The 18,884-nt window shown below is 52.8% G+C and carries 17 protein-coding genes and 1 other annotated feature; of the genes, 11 read left to right on the forward strand and 6 right to left on the reverse strand.

Features of this window, described 5'->3' with window-relative positions; translation table 11 throughout:
- The first annotated feature begins 118 nt into the window (after nt 1–118).
- Together ACQ76X_RS12995 and ACQ76X_RS13000 are read left to right on the forward strand one after the other, a co-directional pair.
- Nucleotides 119–1,036, forward strand: a complete 918-nt coding sequence (locus tag ACQ76X_RS12995) for an ABC transporter ATP-binding protein (protein ID WP_438494452.1) — start codon at nt 119–121, stop codon at nt 1,034–1,036.
- Nucleotides 1,029–1,817 carry an ABC transporter permease gene (locus tag ACQ76X_RS13000; RefSeq protein ID WP_438494321.1) on the forward strand — a complete coding sequence of 263 codons (789 nt, stop codon included), beginning with the start codon at nt 1,029–1,031 and terminating at the stop codon, nt 1,815–1,817. Before ACQ76X_RS12995 ends, ACQ76X_RS13000 begins: the two co-directional genes overlap by 8 nt.
- A gap of 75 nt (nt 1,818–1,892) precedes the next feature.
- Here ACQ76X_RS13000 and ACQ76X_RS13005 read toward each other — a convergent pair whose 3' ends face one another.
- Together ACQ76X_RS13005 and ACQ76X_RS13010 are read right to left on the reverse strand one after the other, a co-directional pair.
- Nucleotides 1,893–2,342, reverse strand: a complete 450-nt coding sequence (locus ACQ76X_RS13005; RefSeq protein ID WP_438494323.1) for a bactofilin family protein — start codon at nt 2,340–2,342, stop codon at nt 1,893–1,895.
- Between the two features lie 13 nt (nt 2,343–2,355).
- Nucleotides 2,356–3,591: a peptidoglycan DD-metalloendopeptidase family protein gene (locus ACQ76X_RS13010; RefSeq protein WP_438494325.1), complete on the reverse strand. Its 1,236-nt coding sequence runs from the start codon at nt 3,589–3,591 to the stop codon at nt 2,356–2,358.
- 314 nt (nt 3,592–3,905) lie between these two features.
- Here ACQ76X_RS13010 and cls point away from each other — a divergent pair, with 314 nt between their 5' ends.
- Together cls and ACQ76X_RS13020 are read left to right on the forward strand one after the other, a co-directional pair.
- Nucleotides 3,906–5,336, forward strand: a complete 1,431-nt coding sequence (gene cls, locus ACQ76X_RS13015) for a cardiolipin synthase (RefSeq protein ID WP_438494327.1) — start codon at nt 3,906–3,908, stop codon at nt 5,334–5,336.
- 168 nt (nt 5,337–5,504) lie between these two features.
- Nucleotides 5,505–6,413: a YitT family protein gene (locus ACQ76X_RS13020; RefSeq protein ID WP_438494329.1), complete on the forward strand. Its 909-nt coding sequence runs from the start codon at nt 5,505–5,507 to the stop codon at nt 6,411–6,413.
- A 181-nt stretch (nt 6,414–6,594) separates the two neighbouring features.
- On the opposite strand, the gene ligD is transcribed toward ACQ76X_RS13020, so the two are convergent.
- The 3 genes from ligD to ACQ76X_RS13035 form a co-directional block, all read right to left on the reverse strand.
- Nucleotides 6,595–7,479 carry a non-homologous end-joining DNA ligase gene (gene ligD / locus ACQ76X_RS13025; protein WP_438494331.1) on the reverse strand — a complete coding sequence of 295 codons (885 nt, stop codon included), beginning with the start codon at nt 7,477–7,479 and terminating at the stop codon, nt 6,595–6,597.
- A 73-nt stretch (nt 7,480–7,552) separates the two neighbouring features.
- Nucleotides 7,553–8,500, reverse strand: a complete 948-nt coding sequence (locus ACQ76X_RS13030) for an ATP-dependent DNA ligase (protein ID WP_438494333.1) — start codon at nt 8,498–8,500, stop codon at nt 7,553–7,555.
- 36 nt (nt 8,501–8,536) lie between these two features.
- Nucleotides 8,537–9,505, reverse strand: a complete 969-nt coding sequence (locus ACQ76X_RS13035) for a Ku protein (protein ID WP_438494335.1) — start codon at nt 9,503–9,505, stop codon at nt 8,537–8,539.
- A gap of 152 nt (nt 9,506–9,657) precedes the next feature.
- Here ACQ76X_RS13035 and ACQ76X_RS13040 point away from each other — a divergent pair, with 152 nt between their 5' ends.
- From ACQ76X_RS13040 to ACQ76X_RS13070, 7 genes are all read left to right on the forward strand, one after another.
- On the forward strand, nt 9,658–9,846 hold the full coding sequence (locus ACQ76X_RS13040; RefSeq protein ID WP_438494337.1) for a hypothetical protein: 189 nt from the start codon (nt 9,658–9,660) through the stop codon (nt 9,844–9,846).
- 362 nt (nt 9,847–10,208) lie between these two features.
- Nucleotides 10,209–10,394, forward strand: coding sequence for an H-type small acid-soluble spore protein (locus ACQ76X_RS13045; RefSeq protein WP_438494339.1), 186 nt, complete (start codon nt 10,209–10,211; stop codon nt 10,392–10,394).
- Nucleotides 10,395–10,697: 303 nt separating this feature from the next.
- Nucleotides 10,698–11,189 carry a tRNA (adenosine(37)-N6)-threonylcarbamoyltransferase complex ATPase subunit type 1 TsaE gene (gene tsaE / locus ACQ76X_RS13050; RefSeq protein WP_438494341.1) on the forward strand — a complete coding sequence of 164 codons (492 nt, stop codon included), beginning with the start codon at nt 10,698–10,700 and terminating at the stop codon, nt 11,187–11,189.
- Nucleotides 11,186–12,019: a tRNA (adenosine(37)-N6)-threonylcarbamoyltransferase complex dimerization subunit type 1 TsaB gene (gene tsaB / locus ACQ76X_RS13055; RefSeq protein ID WP_438494343.1), complete on the forward strand. Its 834-nt coding sequence runs from the start codon at nt 11,186–11,188 to the stop codon at nt 12,017–12,019. The genes tsaE and tsaB overlap by 4 nt, the downstream gene beginning before the upstream one ends.
- Entirely contained in the window at nt 12,016–12,540 is a 525-nt protein-coding gene (rimI, locus tag ACQ76X_RS13060; protein ID WP_438494345.1) for a ribosomal protein S18-alanine N-acetyltransferase, read from the forward strand. The genes tsaB and rimI overlap by 4 nt, the downstream gene beginning before the upstream one ends.
- A complete protein-coding gene (gene tsaD, locus ACQ76X_RS13065; protein WP_438494347.1) occupies nt 12,537–13,586 on the forward strand; it encodes a tRNA (adenosine(37)-N6)-threonylcarbamoyltransferase complex transferase subunit TsaD in 1,050 nt (349 codons plus the stop codon). The genes rimI and tsaD overlap by 4 nt, the downstream gene beginning before the upstream one ends.
- A 447-nt stretch (nt 13,587–14,033) precedes the next feature.
- Nucleotides 14,034–14,326, forward strand: a binding site (T-box leader).
- Between the two features lie 407 nt (nt 14,327–14,733).
- A complete protein-coding gene (locus ACQ76X_RS13070; protein ID WP_438494349.1) occupies nt 14,734–16,308 on the forward strand; it encodes a 2-isopropylmalate synthase in 1,575 nt (524 codons plus the stop codon).
- Between the two features lie 478 nt (nt 16,309–16,786).
- Here the strand turns inward: ACQ76X_RS13070 and ACQ76X_RS13075 are convergent, their stop codons facing one another.
- The gene (locus tag ACQ76X_RS13075; RefSeq protein ID WP_438494351.1) at nt 16,787–18,742 is read right to left on the reverse strand and encodes an ABC-F family ATP-binding cassette domain-containing protein; all 1,956 of its coding nucleotides are present in this window, start codon (nt 18,740–18,742) and stop codon (nt 16,787–16,789) included.
- Nucleotides 18,743–18,884 lie beyond the last annotated feature (142 nt).

Consider the following 18,884-nt stretch of genomic DNA (forward strand, 5'->3'; position numbering starts at 1 on the left):
TAATGAAAGGCTACGGTCCCTTTATTATGTAATGTATTTTTCTTGGTTTTCATGAAAAAGGTAAGTTGTGGTAGTATAGAAATGCAAACTAATGAAAGGAAGTGAAATAATGCCAAATATGGCAGAAGTGTCGAAGCCTGTAGCCAGCCTAATGGGCGTCACCAAAAAAATAGGTTCCAAAACGCTGGTCAGCAATTTAACGCTGGACATTCCGTCCGGTCAAATTTTTGGGTTTCTTGGACCGAACGGCGCCGGGAAAACGACGACGATTCGCATGATGGTAGGGCTTATTTCGATCAGCCAGGGAGACATTCTGATCTGTGGCCGCAGCATCAAGGATCAATTCGAAGAAGCGGTAGCCAATATCGGTGCCATTGTAGAGAATCCGGAGATGTACAAGTTCCTGACCGGATACCAGAATTTGCGCCAATATGCGCGCATGGTGCCGGGTGTAGACAAGCATCGGATCAATGAGGTTGTGGAGCTCGTCGGGCTTGGACAGAGAATTCATGATAAAGTAAAAACCTATTCTCTGGGCATGCGCCAGCGTCTCGGTGTGGCTCAGGCCCTGCTGCATCGGCCGAAGCTGCTGATTCTGGATGAGCCGACAAACGGGCTTGATCCGCAAGGGATCCGTGAGCTTCGCGATTATTTGCGCCGTCTTTGCCAAGATGAGGGAACAACGGTGTTCGTCTCCAGCCATTTGTTGTCCGAAATGGAGCTGATGTGCGACAGCGTCGCAATTATCCAGAATGGCCGGCTCGTAGATGTGAAACAGCTGAAGGCAGTGGGAGACGCAGTAATGCCGACTAAGGAAACACTGTTTGAGGTGAGCAATCCGGAAGCGGCGCTTAGCCTGATTGGCCGTGGAGTATTGAGAGAAGGCGGTCTGGCCGTCGTGGCGAGCCGTGAGGAAGTGGCCGAACTGAATGCGAAGCTAGTGGCAGACGGCATCAAGGTCTACAGCATCAAGGTGCTGTCCCGCTCACTGGAAGATCAATTCTTGGAAATTACAGGAGGTGAAGGCATTGGGTGAGTTCGCTGCTCTCATACATAATGAGAATATCAAGATTTACAGCCGTGTTCGTACATGGATTATGTTGTTCATTCTGGCTTTAATGAGTGCGCTGTTTCCGGCACTGTTCTATTTCACCAGCAGTGGTGATATGTCCAGGATGGGACTATGGGAGAGCTTTCAGACGACCGTGAGCGTTGCCTTTTTCCTGAATACAATCTTCACGGTTGTAGTTGCATCCGACTCCGTGGCGGGCGAATTTTCCTGGGGAACAATTAAGCTTTTGCTGATTCGCCCGTGGAGCCGCTCCAAAATACTGCTCTCAAAATATATTTCCATGATCCTTTTCAGTCTGCTCAGCACAGCAATATTAATTGCTTTCGCTTATGGTTCGTCATTGATCTTCTCCTCTTCAGCGGAAGCGGGAGCGTCTAACTTCGGAAATTGGAGTCCGGTTGAATACTCCTTCCTCGATGTGCTCTGCCGCTATGTTGAGCTGTTTCTAACCGCTGCGCTTGCCTTTATGGTATCCAGTGTCTTCCGGGCAAGCGGACTGGCGATCGGTCTGTCTTTGTTTATTATGTTTACCAAAAATTTATTTATCGTCATCTTTAGCCCGGAAAGGTATGAGTGGGCTAAGTATCTGATCTTTACCCACATGGATTTGCGGGGATATATATTGAGCGATGCCGGTCCTGGCGGTGTAACCCTTGGGTTCTCTGCCGCCGTGCTGGCTGTATATTATCTGCTGTTTCTGGCGGTTTCCTGGATCGTATTCCGTAAAAGGGATGTCGCCGCTTAAGACCGTACGTAAATGGAATGTGAGGCGGGTACATATGGGAAGCTGTGGGAATGAGCCTAGACAGGTTCAAACCGTTTAGCCGGCTTCCAGCTTGCTCTGCGCCTTGGAGGCACGTTTACCTGCCTTGTCCTTATTCTTATCCTCCTGCAGTCCGCCCGCTTTCTCCGGGGCGGGCTGTTCTGCCATGCCTATGGAACCGTTAAGCACACTTCCCTCCATAATACTGAGCGTCCCTGCAAGGATGTTGCCGTGGAGTTGTCCGGTTCCAGTCATGGTGAGGCGGCGGTCGGCGGTAACATCACCGAACACTTTGCCGGCTATAATGATCTCCTGAGCTTTAATGCTGGAACGGACCGTTCCTTGTTCACCTACGGTCACTGTCCCCTGGCACTGAATTTCCCCGCTGAAATTGCCTTCAATCCGCAAGTTGGTATCACACTGCACCTTGCCCTCCAGTGTACCTCCAAGACCGATCAGCGAGTCAGTAGACTTAAAGGATACCTGCTGCTTTGGTTTATTCCACACTATTAATTCCTCCTTAGGGGGTTACATAATTGAGCGGATTCACCGCCTTGTTCTGTTTTACCACCTGAAAATGAAGATGGGGACCTGTACTGCGCCCCGTATTGCCCAGCATTCCGATTTGCTCGCCTTTATTCACCTTGTCACCGGCTTTGACGGTCATTCCGTTTAAATGCATATACCAGGTCTCCAGCCCGTTCGCATGCTCGATAATAATGTATTTTCCTCTTGCACCCATCTGATCGGAGGCGGTGACCACACCGGCCATTGCTGCATAGACAGGATCACCGATATCACCGGCAATATCAATGCCGGAATGATAGGCGGAAACGCCCTTGAAAGGGTCGGAGCGGTAGCCGAAGCTTGAGGTGATCACATTGGAATGGGTGGGCCAGATCACGGCCGGTGCCAAGCGGGATTTTTCGGCGAGTGCTTTTTTGGCCTGAAGGTTGGCTTGAACGCTGTTTGCCCTCTCGGCCTGGGTAATCGTGGTGGAGATGCTGTTCACCATCTCTTCAAGCATGCTGCGGATTTCTGCATAATCATCTTTAGTTTGCCGGACCAGCTCCAAGGGATCCTCCTGATAGACCGCGATATATTCACCGCCTACCTGTGGGGTTATCTTACTGCCCAGTACCGATGAAAGCGCCCCGATCCGGTAGCTTACACCAGACAGCGAAGAGGAATTGGAAACCGCTGCAGCCGTGAAATTCACATCTTTTAGCGCTGTTGCAACGGCTGGAGCAGATCCGTCTACGGTGTCCAATGAAGCTGTGGCATGAGAGAGCGTCCCTGATGACGCATTGGAGGAGGATGTTTTTTCGGTATCGGAGTCTGTGCCTGTACCTTTACCTGAGTCTGTTCCAGTGGTGGAACTGCTCTCCTTATCAATCAGCGACTGGAGCTGTGCTTCCAGCTCGCTGACACTTTTTAGCTTGTCTTTGATGTTCTCGGCCTCCTCCGACAGCTCAGTCACCTGACTGCGGAGCTGCTGAAGTGTCTGGTCTTTGTCGGCGACCTTCATTTCCATTCGAAGATTAGTCAGGGATAGCGCCGCTGCTTCCGATTCCAGCTCCGCAATCGAGCGGGAGGCATGAAAATGCATGGAGGTGACCAGACTGGAGATAGACAGGGCGGCTGCGGCCGGGAGGGCCAGGGCAAGCGGCCTCGATAGCTGAAGTTGTCTGACCGGACGTCCGGCTTCGCGGACGACGAGCAGTGTAATCCGGTTATGATCGGGCTGACTCTTCATAGCTACTCCTTTCTGCGGCTTGTGCAGCCGCCTCGTGGTAACTAAAACTCCGTGCCTGCGAGTGTTAGCTATTAAATGGGCTCATCCGAATTGTCCTACTACTCTATGTATTCCATGCCTTTGGTGAACATGACAACGGTTTGGTTGAATAAAGAAGGAGAGTTACGGCAAAACCTGTACTAGAATTGGCTTGGGTGCAGCTAATTCCCGGTTTTTCATGGAGAACAAAGTGATGCGGGTACCAAAGCCCGAAACCGGCTTGTACGAAGCTCAGGCAGGAGACAGCTATTATAGATTTTCAGGAGGTGTGCGCCTTGAGAATATTTGCAATCATTTTATGCCTTTTTATTCTGCAGATTGCCGTAATACTGCTGCTGGAGCACCGCCGTCCGCAAAGAGCGCTGGCCTGGCTGTTCATTACATTCTGCTGTCCGCCTGCCGGGCTGTTGTTCTATTATTTTTTGGGCCATGATTATTGGCAGAACCGCAGGATCGGCAAACGCTGCACGCCGCTGCTTCGTGAAATTCGCGCCCATGTCTCCGGCAAAATTCAGATCGTGAAAAATACGTCAGACACCGGAAACCCTGAATTTGAAAGCCGCGACGAACTGCTGCATCTGCTCTCCGGGCTCTCGGAAAGTCCAGTTACCGGACGCAATAAGTGCCGGATACTTTCCAGCGGCCAAGAAGCCTATGAGGATATGCTGGAAGCGATGGAAACGGCGCGGGAGAATATCCATCTGGAGTTCTATATTTTTCGGGATGATGTCACCGGTGAGCGGTTTCAAGAAGTCATGATCCGCAAGTGCCGCCAGGGGGTTAAAGTGCGTCTGCTATGCGACGGCCTCGGCAGCCATAAGCTGAGCCGCAGATTTATCCGCACCTTAAAAAATGCGGGCGTAGAGGTCCATTTCTTTCTGCCGCCGCTGACCTCACTCATGGACCGCCGCTTTAATTACCGCAATCACCGCAAAATTCTGATTGTTGATGGTCTAATAGGATATACGGGCGGATTGAATATCGGGGATGATTATTTGGGCAAGGATCCCAAGCTGGGCTACTGGCGGGATACCCACCTGCGGCTTGAAGGAGATGCAGTCTATAATCTGCAATACGTGTTCCTCAAGGATTGGAGATTGGCGGCAGGAGACGCCCTGAGCCATCCCCGCTTTTTTCCAAAGCATAGTTGTGAGGAACAGGAGTCTGTGCTGATTGTGGCAAGCGGACCGGATGGAGCAATAGATGCCTCACTGGAGATGTATTTTGCAGCGTTATGTGCAGCCAGGCAGCGAATCTGGATTGCTTCACCGTATTTCATTCCCGATCCGACGATATGCCGGGCACTTAAGAATGCCGTGCTCAGCGGTGTGGATGTGAGAATTATCATTCCTGCCACACCAGACAACAGGCTGGTTTATAATGCTTCTTTATCCTATCTGGAGAATCTGCAGGATGCCGGGGTGAAATTCTACCGCTACAAGAAGGGGTTTATGCATGCCAAAGTCATGATCATAGACGATCTGCTGGCTACTGTGGGCAGTGCCAATCTGGACATGCGCAGCTTCTACTCCAACTTCGAGCTTACCGCGGTGCTGCTCCAGCCGGAGATCATTAATTCGCTTAAGTCAGCGTTCCAGAATGATCTCAAGCATAGCGAATTTATTGACCCTGCAAAATTTAGCAAGAGGGGACGAAATGTCAAGTTGATTCAAGGGCTCTGTCAGCTGCTTTCGCCGCTATTATGACGGAAAAAGGGTCAAAACCCTAACTTTTCGAAGGCGCAAACATGTTCCGTTCCTTATTTTAGCTTCTTTTATGATATAATATAGGTATAAGAAGAAATTTAAGAAAGTATAGCTTAACAATTATGCTTTCGATTATTCTTGTTTATACTTTTTTATAGGGGGAGTTCTATGACTGTGAGCCAAAATGTCTTTACGAATGAGGAACAGAAGAAACCGCAGAAGTCGGGGGCCTTAAAGACCGCCAGACTGGCCCAGCGGATCATTATGATGGTGCTCGGGGCGGGTATGATGTCTGTTGCACTGGAGATTTTTCTTGTTCCCAATCAGTTGATTGACGGCGGAATTACGGGTATTTCTATTATGCTGTCCGATATTTTTGACATCCCGCTCGGGATTTTGCTGACGCTGCTTAACTTGCCGTTTCTGGTTGTAGGTTACAAGCAGATTGGCAAAACTTTTGCCTTATCCACATTATTTTCCGTAGTAGTAATGTCCATCGGTACTCAGCTGCTCCATCCTGTAAATCCCATAACGGTTGAACCACTGCTTGCCGCAGTGTTTGGGGGCGTCATTCTTGGCGTGGGTGTAGGACTCGTTGTACGTTACGGGGGATCACTTGATGGTACAGAGATTGTCGCCATTCTCGTGTCTAAGAAGCTGCCGTTTTCCGTAGGTGAGGTAGTTATGTTTTTCAACCTGTTTATTCTTTCGAGCGCAGGTTTCGTGTTCGGCTGGAATAATGCGATGTTTTCTCTAATTGCTTACTATATTGCGTTTAAGCTGATTGATATTACGCTTGAGGGGCTTGATCAATCCAAGTCGGTATGGATTATCAGCGATAAATTCCGTGATATCGGCGAAGCGCTGACCGAGCGTCTGGGACGCGGCGTTACCTATCTTGATGGGGAAGGCGGCTTCTCCGGTGAGAACAAGAAAGTGATTTTTGTGGTAATCACCCGTTTGGAAGAAGCCAAACTGAAGTCGATTGTTGAGGATTGGGATTCCGATGCCTTTATCGCAATTGGCAATATCCATGATGTTAAAGGCGGCCGCTTTAAGAAAAAATCAATCCACTAGCGATTCTCAAAACCTGAGCGCTATCCGAAGGAAGGTATATTTACGAAAGTCAGAGTAATCAATAGGGCGGTTGCGTTCGGCAGCGCCGTATTCTCATATATAATACCTTCCGTCCAAAAGCTGGACGCCTGATAAGCCCGCAGCCTGAAAAGGCAGTTGCGGGCTTATTGCTGCTTCAGAATCAAGGGAGCCGGGAGATAATGTTCTCTACCGGCTGAGGCGGTACGCCAACAATTAAATCGCCCATGCGGCTGAGGCGTTCCTCAATATTCAGCAGATGAAAATCTGCAGGGGAGACATTGCGCTGTACCTCTTCCCATAAGAGGGGAGTAGAAACAGTGGCCAGCGGTCTGGCACGCGGTGTATAAGGAGCGGCAAGGGTTTTGCCTCCGTAGTGCTGAAGATAATCAAAATAAATTTTGTCGCCGCGGTGTTTCTTCAGCCGCTCCAGGGTGAACAGATCGGGACGTTTCTCGGTGACATAACGTCCCACAAAATGCCCGATCTTGCGCAAGTCATCGAAAGTAACACCAGGCCGGATAGGAATGATGATCTGCACACCTGTGGCCCCCGAAGTCTTCGGAACGGAAGCCAGTCCCAGTGATTTCAGCACTTCACCGACAGTGGCGGCCGCTTCCATGATCCGCGGCTCCACCTCAAGGGAGGGATCAAGATCAATCATCCATTCACAGGGAAGCTCGCTTCCCGCATAATGCAGGGAAGGGTGAAACTCCAGTGCAGCCAGATTGCCCAGCCAGAGCAGCTCCGGCAAGCCCTGAAGCACGATATAGTTGATTTTGTCCTGTACCGCCGTTCGGACAAAGTCCGGCAGGGGGTCCGGGGCGTTTTTTTGATAAAAGGACATGCCGGAAATGCCGTGAGGGTAGCGGATCACCGTCAGCAGCCGGTCCCGGCAATAGCGCAGCAAATAAGGGGAGAGTGCGGCCAGCTTTTCCAGATAGATCCGTTTGGTAATCCCTGCCTCGGGCCATAATGGTTTGTCGGGGTTCGTTATCGTAATTTCTTGTCCGGCTACAGTGATGGAGCCTTTGATCGTTGCCGGCATACCGGATTCCTCCCTTCCCTTCCTCGTGCATAGCTGCGGCGCACACTTTTTGCGCTTAATCCCTTGTTTCTAATTACCCCTTCTGCTCTATCCGGCAAGACTGCGGCGGCAAATCTACTTGTGCCTGAATGACCGGTTGGCGAAAGGTACCCGAGCTGTTCCATTCCAGAAAATGAAGCTTGAAGACCAGCTCGGGCTTGATCCATACCGCATCCTTGCTGCGCTGGGGCAGTGCTGCAAAAGGCATCTTCGGGACGGTGAGACGATGGGCTGCCGCCGTCACGTTCCGCCAATCCGCCGCCGTCATTCTGCCCGCACCGGCATGACCGATGTAATGCAGCTTGCCTTCGTCGTCGTAGAGGCCGAAGAGCAGCGCATTTACAATCCCGTCACGAAAGGTTACCCCGCCGGCGACGGCAGTTACATCGGAGATGATTTTCCGCTTCTGCCAGCGTTTATCTTTCCCTCCCGGCGCGTAAGTACTATTCACGTCCTTGCATACAATGCCTTCCAGACTGCCGCTCTGGGCTGCGGAGAACAGTTCCGCCGGATTGGCATAGCTCGGCACATTCTGGACGTGGGGATGGGGCAGCAGCATTTCATTTAAGTACTGCTGCCTCCTGGATAAGGGCTGATCGAGCAGCCATAGTCCGTTGCAATACAGGATATCAAACACCATATATAGAACCGGAACCTGCGGTCTAACCGCCCGGATGGCTGCTTCATTCTTCAGGCTGTCGCGGCGCATGACCTCATGGAAGGAGGGTTTGCCGCCACTAAGCGCAATGACTTCTCCGTCCAGGATAAAAGAGCCGGCCCGGCAATAGCTGCGGGGCTCGGCCAACTCGGGATACTGCAGCGTGCGGCGGTTGCCCCGGCGGTTAATGAGCTCTGCATGGCTGCCATCGTAATAAGAAAGCATGCGTACACCGTCCCATTTGATTTGTGCGATCCACTCGCCGCCGGACGGAAGCTGGGCGGCCAGTACAGGCTCAAATGGAATGACTGGCTGCAGCTTCATAGCAACCCCTCCTAAAGGAAATATAAGCGAATAAGCTTAGGAAACCGTGTCTTTGCTCTTGGCGCTGCGGCGTTTTGGCTTAGGTGAAATGACCGGAATCGGTCCGGTTGCTTCGTTAAGCACAGCGGCTGCAGGAGCGGCGGCTGTTGTTTTGGCCTTGGCGGTTTTTTTCCTGGCAGCGGCTGTTTGCGGTTTGGCCGCAGAACCGGACGGGGAGGGTCCAGGGTCCGTCGGGATATGCTGAACCGCTTCGATGCTGGCCTGCAGCGCGGCCATCAGGTCGATTACATTGCTTTCCTGCCGCGCCGGAGCAATATGGAATTCTTCACCGGCAATTTTATGGGAGATCAGATCCAGCATCCGCTGGCGGTAGTCATCGGTATATTTTGCCGGCTCGAACGGTGTGGACAGCTGGGAAATGAGCAGTTTGGCCATATCCAGCTCCTTGTCATTGACCATTCCGGCTTCCGGCAGGCCTGGAACCTGGGAGACGGGCCGCACCTCGTCGGGATAATAGATGGTTTCAATCGCCAGGCAGTCCGACAAGACACGGATGGCGGCGAGACTGCTTTTGGAGCGGATGGAAATTTTGGCAATGCCGATCTTTCCGGTCTGGCGCATAGCTTCCATCAGCAGCCGGTAGGCGTTCATCCCAGCCTGATCGGGAGAAAGATAATAGGTCTTTTGAAAATAAATCGGGTCGATCTCCGTTAAATCCACAAAGTCCAAAATGGTGATGCTTTTGCTGCTCTCCTCGGTAAGCTGATCCAGCTCCTCTTTGTCAAACAGGACAAACTTTCCTTTCTCATACTCATAGCCTTTGCCGATTTCTTCCCAGGCTACTTCCTTGTCACACACGGGACATTTGCGCACGTATGACAGTGGACTGCCGCATTCCTTGTGGATATAACGCAGGGAAATGTCCTTATCCTCCGTGGCGGAGAACATTTTGACCGGAACATGTACAAGCCCGAAGCTGATGGCTCCTTTCCAAACGGTATGCATGGATATCGCCTCCTGATAATAAGTGCTTTGGCTTAGTATGGGGCGGCGGGGCTTTTTCTAGCCGGATGCATTTTTTGCGAACCATGGGAAAAAATAAAGTCAGCAAACCTTGAAGGAAGAAAAAAGAATCAGGAACGCAGCGGAGGTACTATATGGGGCGTGGACCGAATGATTGGATCGACAGCTTATCGGAGCAGGATATTCCGGCAGAGGTCGTGGATTGGGAGAACATTATTGCGGTACGGGAGGACAATGGGCTAAGTGATGAGTCAGAGCACCTCGATGCCGAGGCGACGATTGGTGAACCGCCTACTGCCGAGGAGGAGACAGAGGAACATTGACCTAGTGTGATGTTGTGAAGGAATGGAATCAAGCTAGGGTGCAAAAAAGCGTATATTTACAAAAATAAAGCGCAAGCTTCCCGAAGCTATATTAGTTGAACAAAAGAACTACCTAGAGGCAAAAGCAGCAGAGGGGAATTTTGGAACTGTAGGAGCGATAGCGACCGCCTTTGTATACGGATCTCCACCGCTAAGAGCGGTTATTCATCAAGAAATCTGTAGACAACAGCGGCCGGAAGTCCAAATATTCACCGCAGTTGCGTTATATGCCGGCTCGGTAAATCTAAAGTTCAACTTATATAGTTTTGTACGAAGGTAAATCAATGGGGCATCTGCTCACAAAACTTTAAGGAGCCAAAAAAATGGATGTACAGCGGGCGAAGGCTATTTATGCCTCCAAAGAAATGATCTCCGTGCATTTGGATGGAGAGCCGGTATGGATTGAGCATGTTGATGCAGATAATGGCATGGCTACGGTACAGGTCGGATCTCGTCCGACCAATACGCATACCGTCGGTGTGGATCGGCTGGAGGAGCAGGGAAGTTAGAATTAATGGAAGGCAATGAACCCAACCGATTGAAGGGATAACCCCTATTCAATCGGTTTTTTGTATTTGGCAATTGCCGCTGCATACGAATTATGAAACCGTTAGAATAAGTGGACTCGCATAGCCTGTTCTCCCGGCGCCCGGGAACGGATAACTGCACTTGCAGCATAAGAAAGACCGGAAGCGGGGGCTTTGCTGCCGAGGGAAAGAAGCAGAGCGGGTTGTTGCGGTAGCAGTACCATACCGATATAATTAAGAGTATTGTTACCGGCAAGGTATATTCTAAAAGGTGGTAGTTGCAGCTTGGACAATAATGTTGAAACGGTGTTTACTTACCGTTCTTACAGCTTGCAGGATACGGAGCTGCTCGCTGCCGCTGTCGCTGCTGCTTCAACGGCGGGGATGGTTATCGGCCTGGACGGCGATTTGGGTGCGGGCAAAACGGCATTCTCGCAGAGGTATGCCCGCCATTTGGGCGTACAGGGGATTGTAAACAGTCCTACTTTTACAATTATTAAAGAATATGAAGGCAGATTGCCGCTGTATCATATGGATGTATACCGGATTTCGCTTCAGGAAGCGGACGAGCTGGGGCTGGATGAATATTTTTACGGACAGGGCGTTTGCTTGGTGGAATGGAGCAGCATTATACAAGAGTTGATGCCTCCGAGGCATCTGCATATATACATGGAAACAGCCGGGCCGGACGAGCGACTGATCACGGTTACCGGAATCGGAGAGCCTTACGGCGCGGTCTGCCGGGCTCTGATCCAGAAGTGGGGTAAAGAAAGATGACGAATGAAAATAAAGAGCCGCGCAAGCGGTTTTTGTCGCTGGATACATCAACGGCTGTCCTGGGTGTGGCCATAACCGGAGACGGCAGGCTTTTGCATGAAATCAATGCATCCGGGGAGCGGAACCACTCGGTTCATCTGCTGCCGATTATTCAGGAGGCGCTGCAGGCTTCCGGGACTACCTCCGATATGCTGGCTGGAGTCTCCGTTGGAGTCGGGCCCGGTTCGTATACGGGAACGCGCATTGCGGTTACAGCAGCGAAGACGCTGGCCTGGGCCTGGAAGGTTCCGGTAGCAGGCGTGTCGAGCCTGCATGCACTGGCCTGGGGCGGCCTTGGCGCCGCTCTTGCGCAGCAGCACCCGGAAGCCGAAGGACAGGTGCCGGAGAAGGCCGGGAACGGCCCGGACTGGATTATTCCGCTGCTCGACGCGCGTCGGGGCCAAGCCTATACGGCGTTGTTTGCCGCCAATGGCGATGAGGCCCCGCAGCGGCTTGAGCCCGATGCGATCCGCCTTATGGCAGACTGGGTGCTGCAGCTGGAAGAACGGCTTAAGCAGGCAGCGGCAGAGGGCGTAAAGCCGCGTATCCTGTGGTTTGTCGGGGAGACCGAGCTGCACGGCAGCGAGGACAGCCTTCGTACATTGATGGAAGAAGGTTGTGTGCGGGCCGTGCCTTATGAGCTGGAGGGCCGCTGGACAGGCTTCCTCGGTGAGGAACGGCTGCTGGCGGGGAGTGACGATATTCACGGGTTAATCCCGAACTATACCCAGCTTTCCGAAGCGGAAGCGAATCTGCGCCGGAGCAGTGAAGGGAGCCTGAACAAAAGATGACGGAATCGGAGCCAATTAGAGACCAGGGGAGCGAGCTTATTTTCCGCCTGATGAAGCTGGAGGATATTCCCGAAATTCTTGTAATTGAGCGGGAAGCCTTCACTATGCCATGGACCGAGGAAGCGTTCCGCAACGAGCTGGCGCATAATCATTTCGCTAAATATATGGTTATGGAGCTGGAGAGCCATATTATCGGGTACGCCGGGATGTGGGCAATTGTGGACGAAGCCCATGTGACGAACATCGCCCTGCTCGAGGCCTACCGGGGACGCAAATGGGGGGACAGGCTGCTGGATGAATTGATGAAGACAGCCGCTTATTTAGGCATGAAGTCGATTACGCTGGAGGTGCGGGTCTCCAACGAGGTAGCCCAGAATTTATATCGAAAAAAAGGCTTCCGGCCCGCGGGTACCCGCAAGGGTTACTATTCGGACAACCGTGAGGATGCGCTTATTATGTGGGCGGATCTGCCGGAGTACGAGGAGCATGGAATGATGGAAGGAAGCGTGGATCTGAAATGAAGACAGAAACGGGCGGAGCTCAGCCTGTACTTATATTAGCCATTGAAACCAGCTGTGATGAGACATCGGTCGCGGTCATTAAGGACGGCAGCGAGGTGCTGTCGAATATCATTTCAAGCCAGATTGAGACACACCGCGCGTTCGGCGGTGTAGTTCCTGAGGTGGCTTCACGCAAGCATGTCGAGGTTATAACGCTGGTGATCGAAGAAGCGCTGGCAGCGGCGGGTGTTGAGCCACAACAGCTGACCGCAGTTGCCGTAACGCAGGGTCCTGGGCTGGTCGGCGCGCTACTGGTTGGCGTAGTTGCGGCCAAGAGCCTTGCGCTGGCCTGGGGCAAGCCGCTGATCGGCACGCATCATATTGCCGGGCATATTTATGCCAACCGGCTGGTCAAGGAATTGCAGTATCCCTGCATGACTCTTGTAGTGTCCGGGGGACACACTGAACTCGTGAATATGGAACGGGAAGGGGAATTCCGGATCATTGGACGCACCCGTGACGATGCAGTAGGTGAGGCTTATGACAAAGTGGCGCGGGCACTTGGTTTTCCTTATCCCGGCGGCCCCCATGTAGACCGGCTGGCCCGTGAGGCGGAGGAAGCTGTGCCGCTGCCGCGGGTCTGGCTGGAGCCGGATTCCTATGATTTCAGCTTCAGCGGTCTGAAGTCGGCTGTGCTGAATGTAGTCAACCAGAGTAAGATGAAGGGGCTCACACCGGATGTTGCCGGCATCGCCCGCGGTTTCCAGGAGTCGGTTGTCGAGGTGCTTGTAGAGAAAGCCGTCCGTGCCGTAAAAGCCTGCGAGGCCAAACAGCTGCTGCTGTGCGGCGGGGTTGCCGCGAACATGGGCTTGCGTGAAGCTCTGATTGCCCGTTGTGCTAAGGAAAAGATCGAACTGATCATCCCGCCGCCGGTGTACTGCACCGACAATGCGGCGATGATCGGCGCCGCGGCCTATGTCAAATGGATGCATGACGGAGACACACCGCTGGACATGGTCGCCGATCCCGGCTTGTCGCTGGAGAAGTGGTCGGTAGCCGCCTATTGACAGCATCTGGAGCCGCGGGTATAATCAAGGGCAATTAAACGAAACAAACGCGATGAATGGAAGCAGTAAGGAAACTCCGGGATAAGAGAGCTGCGGGCAGGTGCGACGCAGTCGAAGGAGCCCTGAACTCGTCCGGGAGCGGAGCGGTGGAAGCAGAGGCCTCCTGTTCACAGGAGCGTTGAACGGCGTGCAGGATTGCCGTACCTTTCGTACACCGTTACGGGTTACCTCCGTGAGAGGGTGGTCGGGTAAGACAGGCTGAATTATTAAGAGGCCGGATAATCTTACTTGGCTGTAAAGTGGATATCTTAGGATGGCAGAGGTTTGGCTGATCCGTGATATCAACAAGAGTGGTACCGCGAGGGTTAACAGCCTGTCGTCTCTTGAATGAGATGGCAGGCTTTTTTGTATGGATTTTCAGGGATTCAGAGGTCAAAATCAATATGAATACACGCAATGAACGGGAGCAGTAGATGACGAAGGTGAACAGAGAGCTGCGGGGTGGTGCGACGCAGTCACCGGAAAACATTGAATCTCGCCCGGGAGCGGAGCGGCGGAAAGGCTTGAGGTACGCCGCAACGGTTGTCCCCGTTAACGGACCTTCATGTATCGCGGTTGGTTCCTAATGGAACCGGTACGGGATACATGGGGAAGAGCTGGACGCAGCTGGGCTTGGTATTACCAGGAGCCTATGCGTCAAAAAGAGTGGTACCGCGGAGGGGTGACCCGCCGTCTCTTTATTGAGACGGCGGGTTTTTGCGTTGTTCAGGAGGTGAACGGGGGACCGGAGACCTCCGGTAACGGCGTTTGAGAGTGACGGCTTTCCGCATGCTGCGGGAGGACTACTCTCTACTTGCTGCCGGCAGCAGTGGGAGGGGAAATCAGCAGAGCCGCAAGTCGACGTGCGGTTCTGCGCAAGAAGTGCCAGGGAAGAACACGTAAGACTGACTGAAAGACAAAGTGTGAGACAGACAGGATCACAATATGTTAGACAGACTGTAATACAAACTGTAATACAAGCGGCAATGCAAAAATGTAATCCAAAATGTAATACAAAAGCTCAGACCACCACGCTGACCAACTCAGCAAAATGCATACTCACACTAAGGGGATGCGGTCAATCAACCCACTTTCAGGAGGTTATTCCATGATTATTCCGGTGAAGAAACGTATACAGATTTTTGACACTACACTGCGAGACGGTGAGCAGGCCCCCGGTGCGAGCCTGACTCCCGAGCAAAAGATAATATTGGCCTACAAACTCGCCGAACTGGGTGTCGATGTGCTGGAGCCGGGTTTCCCGGTCTCGAGTCCGGGTGATTTTGCAGCGGTGGAGACGATTTCCCGCAAGGTGGAGGGCGTAGAGATTTGCGGCTTCGCCCGCGCGGTCAAAGGTGACATTGATGCCGCAGTCCGGGCAACCCGGGACGCGCAGCGCCGGCGGATTCACCTGTTCATCTCCTCTTCCGACATTCACCTGCGCCATCAGCTGCGCAAAAGCAGACCCGAGGTGGTTGCTGCCGCCCGCGAAATGACAGCCTATGCCCGCCAGTTCTGCGATGTCGTGGAATTTACCGCCATGGATGCCGCACGGACAGGGATCGACGATCTGATCGAGATGGTGGAAGCGGTCATTGAAGAAGGGGCGACTATTATTAATCTGCCGGATACAGTCGGCTATGCGCTGCCGCAGGAATACGGAGAGATGTTCCGCCGGGTGCGGCTGGGTGCCAGAGGCGGCGGGAACGTGAGCTACAGTGCCCATTGCCACAACGATTTGGGCCTTGCTGTAGCGAACAGCCTGGCAGCGATCGCGGGCGGCGCGACCCAAATCGAGGTCACGGTCAACGGCGTTGGTGAACGTACAGGCAACTGTGCATTGGAGGAATTGGTTATGGCTCTGGAAACCCGCGGGGACGTCCTTGGCGCAGAGACGGGAATCGTTCTCGAAAAGCTGTACGATACTTCGCGGATCATCAGCGGGGCGATGCATTTTCCGATTGCCTACAACAAGCCGGTTGTCGGCAGAAACGCCTTCCAGCATGAATCGGGGATTCATCAGGACGGCCTGCTGAAGGACCGCAGCACCTACGAGATCATGGACCCTGAACGGCTGGGCATTCCGCGCAGCATGATCATTCTGGGTAAGCACTCCGGCAGACATGCGCTGAAGGACCGGGCAGCGAAGTACGGTATTGCCCTGGATTCGGCAGAGCTTGACGCGCTCTACGAATCGTTCAAGGAGACCGCTGACCGTCAAAAGGCTGTCAGCGACGACGAACTGCTGCGGATGGTCAGCAGCACAACAGGGCAGCAGGCGCAGGTCTACGGGCTGGGCGAGGTTCAGGTGCTGGCCGGCAGTGCGCCGCGCCGTGTAGCTGCCGTTACGGTGCATCACCTGAAAAGCGGCAAGGAGACCTCGCATACCAGCACCGGCAACGGTCCGCTGGAGGCAGTCATTGCAGCGATCGCGCAAGGCATCACTGAAGAGATCCGCTTTGACGGTCTGGAGCTGCATTCGCTCGGCAGCGGTGAGAACGCTCAGGCTGAGGCTGCTGTAATGGTGGAATGGGAAGGCTGCAAATTCCGGGGGACAGCGATCCATCAGGATATTGTAATGGCGGCGGGGATTGCCTACATTGCTGCGTGCAATTCGGCGCTGCTGTCTGCCGGGGAAGAGGCTGATCCGGTAGCAGCGGAATTTCAGGCCGCGGAATCCTAAAGGAGCGCGAAGAATCCTCCTCAGGGCATTGAGTTTTCTGACTGAGGAGTACATGGAAAGGCCCTCATCCTGTGCACAGCAGGATGAGGGCTTTTTACTGCTGGAGCACCTCTAATTTTTTTGGCGAAAAAGGTAGAAAATTAGCGAATGCATCTTTTGTCAAGATGTGGACAACGTTATCCACATATTCTGTCCGGGTTGTGTAAAAACCGTGTAAAATCAGCAATAACGCCCTTTTTTTGAAGCCTCAAAATGCTGACTTCTCCAGAGGACATTTCTTGTGGAAATTGTGGATAATGTGGATAATTCGGTGGATAAAAAGTCCTTGACAACGAAAATAGCGATTTTACGCCTAAAAAAAGGCCCCAAGGGCCTTTTTGAAGCGTGAGTTATACACGAAATCTGTGGATGAGCTTGTGGATAAGTATTTTTGAACAAATCAGAAACACTTAAAAAATATTTATTTAACGCATTTACATTATTCGTCAGCAAGGTTTTCCCATTCGCTAAATAATTCTGTAAGATTCGCTTTCTTGCTCTTCAGGTCGCTTTCATGTTCTTGAAGCGCCATATAGTCCTGATAAACTTCAGGTTTGGTCATTTCATTTTCGACACGGGCGATGTCTTCCTCAAGCCGGGCAATGTTCTCTTCCAGCTCGGAAATCCGCCGCTGGCGGTTGCGTTCCTCGCGTTTGGCCTGTTTGTCGGCTTCATAGGAAGAAGCGGTGCCTTTTTCCGCTGCTGAAGCTTCGATGTCAGCATTCCGGGACGCTTTGGCAGAGGCAAGTTCGGCTTCCTCCAGTGCGATGTCTTCAAGCTCCTTCTTCTTCTCGACATAGTCGTCATAATTTCCGAGATATTGGTCGATGCCGCCGGGGTGAAGCTCCAGAACACGCTCGGCCATTTTATTAAGAAAATAACGGTCATGGGAGATAAAAAGCAGCGTTCCCTCGAAATCGATTAGCGCCGATTCCAGTACTTCACGGCTCACCAGATCCAAATGGTTGGTCGGCTCATCGAGAATGAGCATGTTCGCACCGCGCAGCATGAGCTTCGAGAGTGCTACCCGTGCTTTCTCGCCGCCGCTGAGGGCAGCGACTTTCTTCAGGACATCCTCGCCGCTGAACAGGAAGTTGCCGAGGATAGTGCGGATTCGCGCTTCTTCCAGCATCGGGTACTCGCTCCATAACTCTTCCAGCACCGTATTGCGCGGATTCAGCCGGGTCTGTTCTTGGTCGTAGTATGCGATTTTCACTTTTGTTCCCCAGTTGACCGTTCCGGCCGAAGGTTCGCGGGTGCCAGTCAAGCACTGCAGCAGCGTGGATTTGCCGATCCCGTTCGGGCCAATCAGCGCCGCAGTTTCGCCGCGCCGCAGCTCGAAGGAAGCATGCTGAAACAGCGGTGCCGATTTTTCGTTGAAGGCCACAGCGACGTCACGGAGCTGCAGCACCTCTTTGCCTGACATGAAATCAGGCTCGAAGGAGAAGCTGGCCTTCTTGAGATCCCCCAGCGGCTTGTCGAGGCGGTCCATTTTGTCGAGTGCTTTGCGGCGGCTCTGCGCACGCTTGGTGGTGGAGGCGCGCACGATATTACGCTGCACGAAATCCTCCATCCGCGAGATTTCATCCTGCTGTTTCTCATATTGCTTCATGCGGATTTCATACTCCGCAGCTTTCAGCTCCATGTAGCGGCTGTAGTTCCCAGTGTATCTCCGGGACTGATGCCGTTCAATTTCAACGATGGTCGTGACCAGCCGGTCGAGGAAATACCGGTCATGGGAGACGACCAGGATGCCGCCGGCATAGCCGCGCAGGTAATCTTCCAGCCAGGTGAGCGTCTCGATATCCAGATGGTTGGTCGGCTCATCCAGCATGAGCAGATCCGGAGCCTGAAGCAGGATACGGGCCAGTGCCAGCCGCGTTTTCTGCCCGCCGCTTAGCGTCGCGATAGGTGTCTCCGGTGCAAATTCACCAAAGCCCATACCATGAAGCACGCTGCGAATCCGCGTATTCATCTCATATCCGCCGTGGTCCTTGAACCAATCCGAACGTTTGGCATACCGTTCCAGTAGGTCCTCATACCGCTTCGGATCCTCCGCGAGCCGGGGATCGGCGATACTGGCTTCCAACTGCCGCAGTTCGGCTTCCGCTTCAATCAGCGGAGCAAAGACAGCCAGCATTTCCTCCTGAATGGTCTTGTCCGACTGGAGGCCGCTGTTCTGGGCCAGGTAGCCGATTGTGGTTTCCTTGGATTTATGAATTTGCCCGCTGTCAAAAGACATCTCGCCTGCGAGAATCTGCAGAAAGGTGGATTTGCCGGCGCCGTTGACGCCGACGAGCCCCACTCTTTCCTTCTCGTTTACTTGCAGACTTATGCCGTCCAGCACGCTTTGTATCCCATATGATTTCGTAATTCCTGTCGCTTGAAGAAGCATACCGATGAAACCTCCGCCCTTGCTTATTTCGCCTCGGCTTTGAACGCTTCGGCCATATTACATACTTATTCTATAGTTTACATGAAAAGCGTTTGCGGCGCGAGAGGTGCACCCCAGCGTCCGAAGGGAGAATCCGGGTACT

Origin of the sequence: Paenibacillus sp. IHBB 3054 (assembly GCF_051594305.1) — a bacterium.
Taxonomy (GTDB): Bacteria; Bacillota; Bacilli; order Paenibacillales; family Paenibacillaceae; genus Paenibacillus_AQ.

Bases quoted from the DNA above. Each gene is read 5' to 3' on its own strand.
- ACQ76X_RS12995 (WP_438494452.1), top strand. From the start codon at position 119: ATGGCAGAAGTGTCGAAGCCTGTAGCCAGCCTAATGGGCGTCACCAAA.
- ACQ76X_RS13010 (WP_438494325.1), bottom strand. From the start codon at position 3,591: ATGAAGAGTCAGCCCGATCATAACCGGATTACACTGCTCGTCGTCCGC.
- ACQ76X_RS13020 (WP_438494329.1), top strand. From the start codon at position 5,505: ATGACTGTGAGCCAAAATGTCTTTACGAATGAGGAACAGAAGAAACCG.
- ligD (WP_438494331.1), bottom strand. From the start codon at position 7,479: ATGCCGGCAACGATCAAAGGCTCCATCACTGTAGCCGGACAAGAAATT.
- ACQ76X_RS13030 (WP_438494333.1), bottom strand. From the start codon at position 8,500: ATGAAGCTGCAGCCAGTCATTCCATTTGAGCCTGTACTGGCCGCCCAG.
- ACQ76X_RS13035 (WP_438494335.1), bottom strand. From the start codon at position 9,505: ATGCATACCGTTTGGAAAGGAGCCATCAGCTTCGGGCTTGTACATGTT.
- ACQ76X_RS13040 (WP_438494337.1), top strand. From the start codon at position 9,658: ATGGGGCGTGGACCGAATGATTGGATCGACAGCTTATCGGAGCAGGAT.
- ACQ76X_RS13045 (WP_438494339.1), top strand. From the start codon at position 10,209: ATGGATGTACAGCGGGCGAAGGCTATTTATGCCTCCAAAGAAATGATC.
- tsaB (WP_438494343.1), top strand. From the start codon at position 11,186: ATGACGAATGAAAATAAAGAGCCGCGCAAGCGGTTTTTGTCGCTGGAT.
- rimI (WP_438494345.1), top strand. From the start codon at position 12,016: ATGACGGAATCGGAGCCAATTAGAGACCAGGGGAGCGAGCTTATTTTC.
- tsaD (WP_438494347.1), top strand. From the start codon at position 12,537: ATGAAGACAGAAACGGGCGGAGCTCAGCCTGTACTTATATTAGCCATT.
- ACQ76X_RS13070 (WP_438494349.1), top strand. From the start codon at position 14,734: ATGATTATTCCGGTGAAGAAACGTATACAGATTTTTGACACTACACTG.
- ACQ76X_RS13075 (WP_438494351.1), bottom strand. From the start codon at position 18,742: ATGCTTCTTCAAGCGACAGGAATTACGAAATCATATGGGATACAAAGC.